Here is a 267-nt window from a genome sequence, read left to right as displayed (position 1 = left end):
ACATCCGCGAGTACCTGGGCTATGTCTGGGTCTGCCTGGCGGAGGAGCCGCCGTCCTTCGAAGAAGACGTCATGGGCGCGATCGAGGAGCGCCTGGGCGACGTCCACGCGGTCGACGGCTACGACGTGGCGAACCTGAAGGTCGGCCGGCGGATCCGGTACGACGTGAAGGCCAACTGGAAGCTCATCATCGAGAACTTCATGGAGTGCTACCACTGCGCGACCATCCACCCGGAGCTGACCGAGGTGCTGCCGGAGTTCGCCGACG

At 65.2% G+C, this 267-nt stretch carries 1 protein-coding gene; it reads left to right on the top strand.

Annotated elements, in window-relative coordinates; all coding sequences use genetic code 11:
• On the top strand, positions 1-267 hold a 267-nt coding region (locus WFH44_RS21385), incomplete at both ends, for an SRPBCC family protein (protein ID WP_336716665.1).

The organism is Arthrobacter sp. USHLN218 (assembly GCF_037144715.1).
GTDB lineage: Bacteria > Actinomycetota > Actinomycetes > Actinomycetales > Micrococcaceae > Crystallibacter.
This window is presented reverse-complemented; position numbering and strand designations above follow the sequence as displayed.